We start from the raw sequence: 9,414 nt of genomic DNA on the forward strand, positions 1-9,414 counted from the left end.
ATGACCGGTCAATCGCGCGAACGCGCGTCGCTGCTGATCACGGTCACCGGCCGCGACCAGCCGGGCGTCACCTCGGCGTTGTTCGAGGTGTTGTCGCGCCACCAGGTCGAGCTGCTCAACGTCGAGCAGGTCGTGATCCGGGGCCGGCTGACGTTGGGCGTACTCGTCGCGGGATCGGCTGAGGTCGCGGGCAGCCGGGAGCTTCGCGATGCCGTAACAGCGGCGATCCACGAGGTGGGCCTGGACGTCACGATCGAGCGCAGCGACGGCGAGCCCGTCATGCGGGAACCGTCGACGCACACGATCGTCGTCCTCGGCCGTCCGATCACCGCCGAAGAATTCGGTGTGGTGGCCCGCGAACTCGCGCGGCTCGGGGTCAACATCGACACGATCCGCGGCGTATCCGATTACCCCGTAACAGGATTGGAGCTGCGGGTCTCGGTGCCGTCCCAGGCGGTCTACGAGGAATTGCAGCAGGCGCTGGCGCGGGTGGCGGTCGCCCAGGAGATCGACGTCGCACTCGAGGACTACAGCCTGACGCGACGGGCCAAGCGGCTCATCGTGTTCGACGTCGACTCGACCCTGATCCAGGGTGAGGTGATCGAAATGCTGGCGGCCAAGGTGGGCGCCGAGGCCGCGGTCGCCGAGGTCACCGAGGCGGCCATGCGCGGCGAACTCGACTTCGCCGAATCCCTGCATCGGCGTGTGGCAACACTCGCGGGTCTGCCCGCGTCGGTGCTCGACGACGTGGCCGAGCAGATCGAGCTGACGCCCGGTGCCCGTACCACGTTGCGCACGCTTCGGCGTCTCGGATACCACTGCGGCATCGTGTCGGGCGGCTTCCGCCAGGTGATCGAACCGCTGGCGCATGAGCTGATGATGGATTTCGTCGCGGCGAACGAACTCGAGATCGTCGACGGCACACTGACCGGCCGGGTGATCGGCCCGATCATCGATCGACCCGGAAAGGCCAAGGCGCTGAGGGATTTCGCGCAGCAGGCCGGAGTGCCGATGGAGCAGACGGTTGCCGTCGGCGACGGCGCCAACGACATCGACATGCTCGCCGCCGCAGGGCTGGGTGTGGCGTTCAACGCCAAGCCCGCGCTACGGGAGGTCGCCGACGCGTCGCTGAGCCAGCCGTACCTGGACACTGTGCTGTTCATTCTCGGCGTCACGCGCGGTGAGATCGAGGCCGCCGACGCCGTCGACGGCGTGGTACGGCGGGTCGAGATCCCCGACTGAGTGGTCCTTCATTTCCGGCGAGCGACCGCTTTTGTACGCGCGGACGCGGCGTGTCGACGGTCGAACACGGTCGCTCGCGGAGAAGGGGGGAGGGAGTGGCGTGGCGATTTGGGCGTGTAATCGATCACTGGGCGAACGGAATCACGCACGAGTCGCCTGTCTACGATGGGCGAGTGCCCACCACCGAAGGAGATGCAGCCGACCCCGATGTGCTGATCGACTTCGCGAAGGTGTCGTTGCGGCGCGGGGGACAGACGCTGGTCGGACCCATCACGTGGGCGGTCGAACTCGACGAGCGCTGGGTGGTGATCGGGCCCAACGGTGCGGGTAAGACGTCGCTCCTGCGCATCGCCGCCGCCCTGGAGTACCCGTCGTCGGGGACGGCGTACGTGCTCGGTGAACGGCTCGGTCGAACCGACATGTCCGAACTGCGCTCGCGCGTCGGTCTGAGCAGTTCGGCGTTGTCGCAGCGGGTGCCCGACGGCGAGGTGGTGCGCGATCTGGTGGTCTCGGCCGGCTACGCGGTGCTGGGCCGCTGGCGTGAGGCTTACGACGACGTCGACTACGAGCAGGCGATCGACATGCTCGAGAGCGTCGGCGCCGAACATCTGGCGTTGCGCGCGTACGGCACCCTGTCCGAAGGCGAACGCAAGCGCGTGCTGATCGCGCGGTCGATGATGACCGACCCCGAACTGCTGTTGCTCGACGAGCCCGCCGCAGGCCTGGACCTCGGCGGGCGTGAGGAGCTTCTTGCCCGGCTGGAGGATCTGGCCGCCGACGCGGACGCCCCGGCGATGGTGTTGGTGACCCACCACGTCGAGGAGATCCCGCGCGGTTTCTCGCACGGACTGATCCTGTCGGAGGGCAAGGTGGTCGCCTCCGGACTGCTGCCCGATGTCCTGACCGCCGAGAACCTGTCCAGAGCATTCGGCCAGGCGATCACGCTCGAAATCGTGGACGGGCGGTACTTCGCGCGCCGCGCCAGGAGTCGAGCCGCGCACAGGAGACGAGCATGACCGAGAAACCAGCCGAAGAGCCAGCCGAAAAGCCAGCCGAAAAGCCACTGACGCCGAGACCGGCCTCGACCGTGATGCTGATCCGCGACAGTCGCGATGGGTTCGCACGCGAAGTCGAAGTCTTCCTGATGCGGCGGCACTCGGCGATGGATTTCGTCGCCGGCGTGATGGTGTTCCCCGGCGGTGGCGTCGACGATCGCGACCGCACCGCCGACATCGACTGGTTCGGTCCCGAACCCGATTGGTGGGCAGAGCGTTTCAAGGTGGAGCCGAACCTGGCGCAGGCGCTGGTGTGCGCCGCGGCGCGGGAGACCTTCGAGGAGTGCGGGGTGTTGTTCGCCGGGGCCGCGGACGACCCCGACGTCCTGGTCGACGACGCCTCGGTCTACCACGAGGAGCGCGCCGCACTGGTCAACCGGTCGCTGTCGTTCGCCGACTTCCTGCACCGCGAGAAGTTGGTGTTGCGCGCCGATCTGCTTCGGCCCTGGGCCAATTGGGTGACACCGAAGGAAGAACGCACCCGCCGCTACGACACCTACTTCTTCGTCGGCGCCCTGCCGGAGGGCCAACGTGCCGACGGCGACAACACCGAAACCGACACGGCCGACTGGATCACCCCCCGCCAGGCGCTCGACGATTTCGCCGATGGCCGGACGTTCCTGCTGCCGCCGACGTGGACTCAGCTGGACTCACTCACCGGCCGCACCGTCGCCGAAGTGCTTGCGGTGGAACGCCAGATCGTCTCCGTCACACCGTATCTGGCGGCAGACAGCGACACCGGCAACTGGGAGATCGAGTTCTTCGACAGCGATCGGTACAACGCCGCCCGCAACCGCCGCAGCCCAGAGGGCTACGGACCCGGCGCGCGCCAGGCATGAGCGAGTTCGTCTCGGTCCACACCAGCGACGAGCGACCCGGTATCGCCACGCTGCTGTTGTCGCGCCCGCCGACAAATGCCCTCACCCGCCAGGTCTACCGCGAACTGACATCGGCCGCCCGAAGCCTCGGCGATCGCGACGACATCCATTCGGTGCTCGTGTACGGCGGTCACGAGATCTTCTCCGCCGGCGACGACGTCCCCGAACTGCGCACTCTTAACGCCGAGGAAGCCGACACGGCCAGGCAGGTCTGCCGCCAGGCCGTCGACGCCCTGGCGGCCCTCCCCAGACCGACCGTCGCGGCGATCACCGGTTACGCGCTGGGTGGCGGGCTGACGCTGGCGCTGGCGGCCGACTGGCGCGTCTGCGGCGACAACGTCAAATTCGGAATGTCGGAGATCCTCGCCGGGCTCGTGCCCGCGGGCGGCACCGCACGGCTGGCCCGCACCGTCGGCCTGAGCAAAGCCAAAGACCTGGTCTTCAGCGGCCGGTTCATCGACGCCAAGGAGGCGCTCGCGCTGGGCCTCGTCGACCAAGTGGTGGCGCCCGACGGCGTGTACGACGCGGCGCTGGTCTGGGCGCAACGGTTCGTCGAGTACCCGTCCCGAATACTGGCTGCGGCCAAGGCGACGTTCGACCTCTAGGCTGCCCTGTTATGGACTTGAAGGAACCCGGCACTCTGCCAGATGCCGCCGCCGAGCCGGCTCCGAATCCGCACGCCACCGCGGAACAGGTGGAAGCGGCCCGCCATGACTCCAAGTTGGCCCAGGTGCTTTACCACGACTGGGAAGCCGAGAGCTACGACGAGAAGTGGTCGATCTCCTACGACAAGCGCTGCGTCGACTACGCCCGCGACCTGTTCGACGCGACCGTTCCGTTCTCCGAGCAGCGCAAGCTGCCATACGACCGGGCGCTGGAGCTCGGATGTGGCAGCGGGTTCTTCCTGCTCAACCTGATCCAGGCGGGCGTGGCACGGCGCGGCTCGGTGACCGACCTGTCACCGGGGATGGTCAAGGTCGCCACCCGAAACGGCGAGAACCTCGGCCTCGAGATCGACGGGCGGGTGGCCGACGCGGAGGGCATCCCGTACGACGACGACACCTTCGACCTCGTGGTCGGCCACGCCGTGTTGCACCACATCCCCGACGTCGAACTGTCGCTGCGCGAAGTGGTGCGGGTGCTCAAGCCAGGCGGGCGGTTCATCTTCGCCGGCGAGCCGACGAACGCGGGGGAGAACTACGCCCGGCCGCTGTCGACGCTGACATGGCGTGCGGTGACCAACGTGACGAAGCTGCCGGGGCTCTCGGGTTGGCGCCGTCCACAGGCCGAACTCGACGAGTCGTCACGCGCGGCCGCATTGGAGGCGGTCGTCGACTTGCACACCTTCTCGCCGGCCGACCTCGAGCGCATGGCAAGCAACGCCGGCGCCGTCGAAGTCTCGACCGCCACCACCGAGTTCACCGCCGCGATGCTGGGCTGGCCGCTGCGCACCTTCGAAGCCGCCGTCCCGCCCGGCCGATTGGGTTGGGGGTACGCGAAATTCGCGTTCCACAGCTGGATCACCCTGAGCTGGATCGACGCCAACGTCTGGAACCGCGTCGTACCGAAGTCGTGGTACTACAACGTCATGATCACAGGGGTCAAGCCAGCGGCGTGACAGTGACGTTCGGCGTCGACGACGTCGACTATCTGCGTAGCCCGGCCGGCGTCGACGCTCTGCGCCGAACCGCCATGCTGCAGTTGACCGGTAAGACGCTGGTCGCCGACATCGCCTCTGCGCGTGCGCGTTTCGGTGATCGCGCGGCCGTGCTTGTCGAGACGACGCTGCTGCGCCGCAAGGCGGTGGCCAAACTCGCCGATCCCGACGGCTGGCTGTTCACCGACGAGGCCCTGCAGCAGGCCACCGCCGAACCGGTCGCCCGGCACCGCGCCCGTCGACTCAGCGGCGCACGCGTGCACGACGCGACGTGTTCGATCGGCACGGAGTTGGCTGCGCTTCGCGAATCGGCCGCACTCGTGATCGGCAGCGATATCGATCCGGTCCGGCTCGCGATGGCGCGCAACAACGTCGACGGTGTGGACCTCTGCCGCGCCGACGCTCTGCGGCCCGTCACGCACCGCACGGTCGTTGTGCTCGACCCGGCCCGACGCAGCGCCGGGCGCCGTCGGTTCGATCCGCGTGACTACGCACCGCCGCTCGACCAGCTGCTCGATGTCTACCGCCGACACGACACCGTCGTGAAGTGCGCTCCGGGAATCGATTTCGACGCGGTCAGGCGGTTGGGCTTCGACGGTGAGATCGAAGTGTCGTCGCTGACGGGCAGCGTGCGGGAAGCGTGCCTGTGGTCGGCCGGACTCACTGACGGGGCGGTCCGTCGGCGAGCCTCGTTGTTGGACACCGGCGAACAGATCACCGACACCGATCCCGACGATTGTGCGGTCGCCCCCGCGGGGCGATGGATCGTCGACCCGGACGGTGCCGTCGTGCGCGCGGGGCTGGTCCGTCACTACGCAACGCGGCACGGGCTGTGGCAGCTCGACGCCGACATCGCCTACCTGTCGGGCGACCGGCTCCCATCCGGTGTACGCGGTTTCGAGGTGATCGACGAAGTGGCCTTCAGCGAACGGCGGTTGCGGCAGGCCCTTTCGACGCGTGGCGTCGGCGCGGTCGAGATCCTCGTGCGCGGCGTCGACATCGACCCCGACGCGCTGCGGCCGCGGCTTCGACTGCGTGGCTCACGGCACGCTTCGGTGGTGATCGCCCGCATCGGGGCCGGAGGTGCAAGCCGGGCAACGGCATTCATTTGCCGTCCGTCGCGCTGACTGTCCGCGTATCCTTGCGGAATGCGCCGGTATCGGAGACCGGTGCCGGATGCGAGGACGTCGACGATGCGCAGTTTCAGGTGGGCCACTCTGTACGCGGTGGCCGCCGTCGCGGGCGCGGTCGCCATCCCCGCGGCCGCCGCCCAACCGGGGTGCGCCGACCTGCAGGGCACGGTCGGGCCGGATCGAATCTGCCGGGTGCAGGTCGAAAAGCCGAACTACACATTGAAATTGAGTTTCCCCGACGACTATCCCGACCAGGCACCGCTGGTGGCCTACCTGACGCAGGCTCGCGACGGGTTTGTCAACGTCGCCGAGAATCCGGACGCGAGCGGTCTGCCGTATGAACTCGACGCCGAAGGCACGGGTTACCGCTCGGGACCGCCGACCACCGGCACCCGCAGCGTGGTGTTCACGGTCTGGCAGAACGTCGGCGGGGTGCGTCCCCAGACCTTCTACCAGTCGTTCAACTGGAACCTCGCCGCGAATGCGCCGATCACCTTCGACACCTTGTTCAAACCGGGCACCGAGCCTCTGGCCGTGATCTACCCGGAGATCGGTCGGTACCTGGAGAAGCAGGGGATGATCGACCCGGTTCCGCCGAGCGAAGGTACCGAGCCCGCGAACTACCAGAACTTCGCGCTCACCGACGATTCGCTGATCTTCTTCTTCAGTCAGGGCGAACTGTTCCCCGGATCGGCGGGCCCGGTTCAGGCGACGGTGCCGCGCGCCGCGGTGGCGCCGATGCTCGCGCTCTAGGCCGGAGCGAAGCCGTACACCACACCGTCGCTGGTGGCGGTGACCACGCGGCGATCCTTGCCGATGGAGACCCCGACGGGCCATCCCGTCGCCCTGGGCAGCGGATAGGTGTTGAGCGTGCGCCCATCCTCGGGATCGAAGACGAGCAGGGCCTGTCCGGCCTCACCTTCGCGGATGACCGTGTAGGCGACATCGGGCCCGGATCGGCTCGAGGTCGACAGCGGCACGACGTCGTCGCGGGTCCACTGCACCTCGCCGCGATCGCCTTCGTCCTTGATGCCGATCAGCTTGGCCCCGGGCCCGCCGCCGGCGACGATCAGGCCGTCGGGTGACACGGAGGGTGGGGTCTGCGCGAGGTACTCGAGCGGCACCGACCACTTGGCCTTGCCGTCGGCGGCGTCGAGCGCCCACAGATGGTCGTCGCGTCCGTTGACGTAGACGGTCGATCCGTCGGCCGAAAACACCGGGCTGGCAAGGGGTCCGCCGCCGACGGCGTCGCTGGTCCACTCGCGGGTCAGAAGCGGTGACTGCCCCGGCCGGTAGCGCAGGCCGACGAGGATGGGCGCGTCCGCGCCCGGCTCCCACAGTGAAAGGACGACGGTCCCGGTGGCGGAGGCGAACGCCGGTGCGGCGGCCACCGGGCAGCGGGGACGGGCCGGCCTGCAGTCGGAAAGTCCGCGCTCGGAGTCCTTCGGATCGACACCGGCGACCAGGTCGAGCGGGCTGCCCTCAACCGTCCCGCGGTGGGCGTCGAAAACCAACACCTGACCCAGGTGCGTCACGACCAGCAGGTGCCCCGGGCTCAAAATCCGCGCCGTGGTCGGCATCCCGATGACCGGTTTACGCCAACGGATCCACTGCGTCGGCGGGAACGACAGCATGGCACCGGGCTGGCCGATGTAGAGGTTGTCGAAGCCATCAAAGAGAGGACTGGAAAGGGGGCCTCCCGGTCCCGGACCCTGTACGAGGCGGGTGCACCACCGTTGCCGCGCCTTGTTGTCGGCCTCCCACACCATCAGGGAGCAACCGTCGGGGGTCTGCGCGTTGACGGCCAGATAGCTGCCGGAGCCGAGTGCCACCGCGGCCGCGAGGTCGCCCTTGACCGACCGCGTCCATTCCAGGCGAAGCGTGTCGGCGCCCGCCACCGGTCGGTAGCTGCTGTTGGCGGCGTCGCCGTATTGGGCGGCCCAGCCGTCGGCGGCCTTGGCGTCGACCCAGGAGGCTGTGTCCTGGCAGGCGGCCAGTGTGGCCGTGAGCAGCGCCGTCAGTACTGACACCGCCAGTACGGTCAATCGCCGGAACACTCGATCCTTCCCGTTTTTCGTCATCGGTCCACGTGAGGGTAACCGTTCCAGATCGGTACGCTCGCGTAGGCTTTGCGGCCATGACGACCATGTGGGGCGCGCCGTTGCACAAGCGCTGGCGAGGGTCGCGACTGCGTGACCCGAGGCAGGCGAAGTTCCTGACGCTGGCGTCGCTGAAATGGGTCCTGGCCAACCGCGCCTACACCCCGTGGTATCTGGTGCGCTACTGGAGATTGCTCAAGTTCAAGCTGCGCAATCCGCACATCATCACGCGGGGGATGGTCTTCCTCGGTAAGGGCGTGGAGATCGAGGCGACGCCGGAGTTGTCGACGATGGAGATCGGCCGCTGGGTGCACATCGGCGACAAGAACACCATCCGCTGCCACGAGGGTTCACTTCGGTTCGGCGACAAAGTCGTGCTCGGGCGCGACAACGTCATCAACACCTACCTCGACATCGAGCTGGGAGACTCGGTGCTGATGGCCGACTGGTGCTACATCTGCGATTTCGACCATCGCATGGACGACATCGACGTGCCGATCAAGGACCAGGGAATCGTCAAGGGGCCGGTGCGAATCGGGCCCGACACCTGGGTCGGCGTCAAGGTCACTGTGCTGCGTAACACCACGATCGGGCGTGGTTGCGTGCTCGGCTCGCATGCGGTCGTGCGCGGTGACGTGCCCGACTTCTCGATCGCGGTCGGTGCGCCCGCGAAAGTGGTCAAGAACCGCCAGTTGGCATGGGAGACATCGGCGGCGCAGCGCGCGGAACTGGCGGCGGCCCTCGCCGACATCGAACGCAAGAAGGCCTCCCGCTAGCAAACGCCCCGCTAGCAAGCGCCCCGCCTCGTTTCGTTTCTGCGCGAGCGCCCGTGTCTGTGCACGACGCGCCGCTGAATTACGACACTCTGCGGACGCTCGGCGCCGTTCGGCGACCGCAAACCGCCCCCTAACCCCCTAACAGGGGCATGCGCCCACCCTGTATCCGTGTGCGGTGGGTAGGGGGCTTCGACCCGTTTTCGGGGTGTTCGCGGATCCATAACGTTCGCATCAGCTCGCCGGACGTCGGCGACCAGACATCCGAAAGGACAACGGAGATGACGAACGTAATCGACTGGATTCTGAACCTGTTCCGCGACGAGGTCTCGGCTCAGGCCTTCGTCGACGACCCGGAACGCGCCATGTGCAGTGCCGGCGTGCAGAACGCCTCGGCGGCCCAACTGCAGCACGCGGCCGCGGCGGTGGCGCCGGCGGCGGTGGTGCATGGTGGTGGCGATCCGGTGGTGGGTTTGCAGCAGGCGGTGGCCCAGACCCATGGGATCGCTTTCGCTCCGCAGCGCCAGACCGAGGTGTTGTCCAACAACGACACGCTCAGCCACAACGACACCCGGTT

The 9,414-nt window shown here is 67.9% G+C and carries 10 protein-coding genes; 9 read left to right on the forward strand and 1 reads right to left on the reverse strand.

Features of this window, described 5'->3' with window-relative positions; all coding sequences use genetic code 11:
• The 7 genes from serB (at position 1) to AU193_RS08835 (ending at position 6,718) form a co-directional block, all read left to right on the forward strand.
• On the forward strand, positions 1-1,242 hold the full coding sequence (gene serB / locus AU193_RS08805; RefSeq protein ID WP_064421983.1) for a phosphoserine phosphatase SerB: 1,242 nt from the start codon (positions 1-3) through the stop codon (positions 1,240-1,242).
• A 140-nt stretch (positions 1,243-1,382) separates the two neighbouring features.
• Positions 1,383-2,258, forward strand: coding sequence for an ABC transporter ATP-binding protein (locus AU193_RS08810; protein ID WP_371259171.1), 876 nt, complete (start codon positions 1,383-1,385; stop codon positions 2,256-2,258).
• Complete coding sequence (locus tag AU193_RS08815; protein ID WP_064421984.1) at positions 2,255-3,136, forward strand: hypothetical protein; 882 nt, start codon at positions 2,255-2,257, stop codon at positions 3,134-3,136. The genes AU193_RS08810 and AU193_RS08815 overlap by 4 nt, the downstream gene beginning before the upstream one ends.
• Positions 3,133-3,780 carry an enoyl-CoA hydratase gene (locus AU193_RS08820; protein WP_064421985.1) on the forward strand — a complete coding sequence of 216 codons (648 nt, stop codon included), beginning with the start codon at positions 3,133-3,135 and terminating at the stop codon, positions 3,778-3,780. The genes AU193_RS08815 and AU193_RS08820 overlap by 4 nt, the downstream gene beginning before the upstream one ends.
• Positions 3,781-3,791: 11 nt before the next feature.
• Positions 3,792-4,793, forward strand: coding sequence for a class I SAM-dependent methyltransferase (locus AU193_RS08825; RefSeq protein WP_064421986.1), 1,002 nt, complete (start codon positions 3,792-3,794; stop codon positions 4,791-4,793).
• Positions 4,724-5,959 carry a class I SAM-dependent methyltransferase gene (locus AU193_RS08830; RefSeq protein ID WP_172798248.1) on the forward strand — a complete coding sequence of 412 codons (1,236 nt, stop codon included), beginning with the start codon at positions 4,724-4,726 and terminating at the stop codon, positions 5,957-5,959. The genes AU193_RS08825 and AU193_RS08830 overlap by 70 nt, the downstream gene beginning before the upstream one ends.
• Before the next feature lie 66 nt (positions 5,960-6,025).
• Positions 6,026-6,718: an esterase gene (locus AU193_RS08835; RefSeq protein ID WP_064421988.1), complete on the forward strand. Its 693-nt coding sequence runs from the start codon at positions 6,026-6,028 to the stop codon at positions 6,716-6,718.
• Here the strand turns inward: AU193_RS08835 and AU193_RS08840 are convergent.
• Positions 6,715-8,022, reverse strand: coding sequence for a PQQ-binding-like beta-propeller repeat protein (locus AU193_RS08840; protein WP_064422004.1), 1,308 nt, complete (start codon positions 8,020-8,022; stop codon positions 6,715-6,717). The genes AU193_RS08835 and AU193_RS08840 overlap by 4 nt on opposite strands.
• Before the next feature lie 80 nt (positions 8,023-8,102).
• Between AU193_RS08840 and AU193_RS08845 the strand changes: the two genes are divergently transcribed.
• Positions 8,103-8,840 carry an acyltransferase gene (locus AU193_RS08845; RefSeq protein ID WP_064421989.1) on the forward strand — a complete coding sequence of 246 codons (738 nt, stop codon included), beginning with the start codon at positions 8,103-8,105 and terminating at the stop codon, positions 8,838-8,840.
• A gap of 278 nt (positions 8,841-9,118) precedes the next feature.
• Positions 9,119-9,414, forward strand: a 296-nt coding sequence (locus AU193_RS08850; protein ID WP_216637273.1) for an IniB N-terminal domain-containing protein, incomplete at its 3' end; no start/stop codon positions are given.

It is taken from the genome of Mycobacterium sp. GA-1285, assembly GCF_001499905.1.
Classification (GTDB): domain Bacteria; phylum Actinomycetota; class Actinomycetes; order Mycobacteriales; family Mycobacteriaceae; genus Mycobacterium.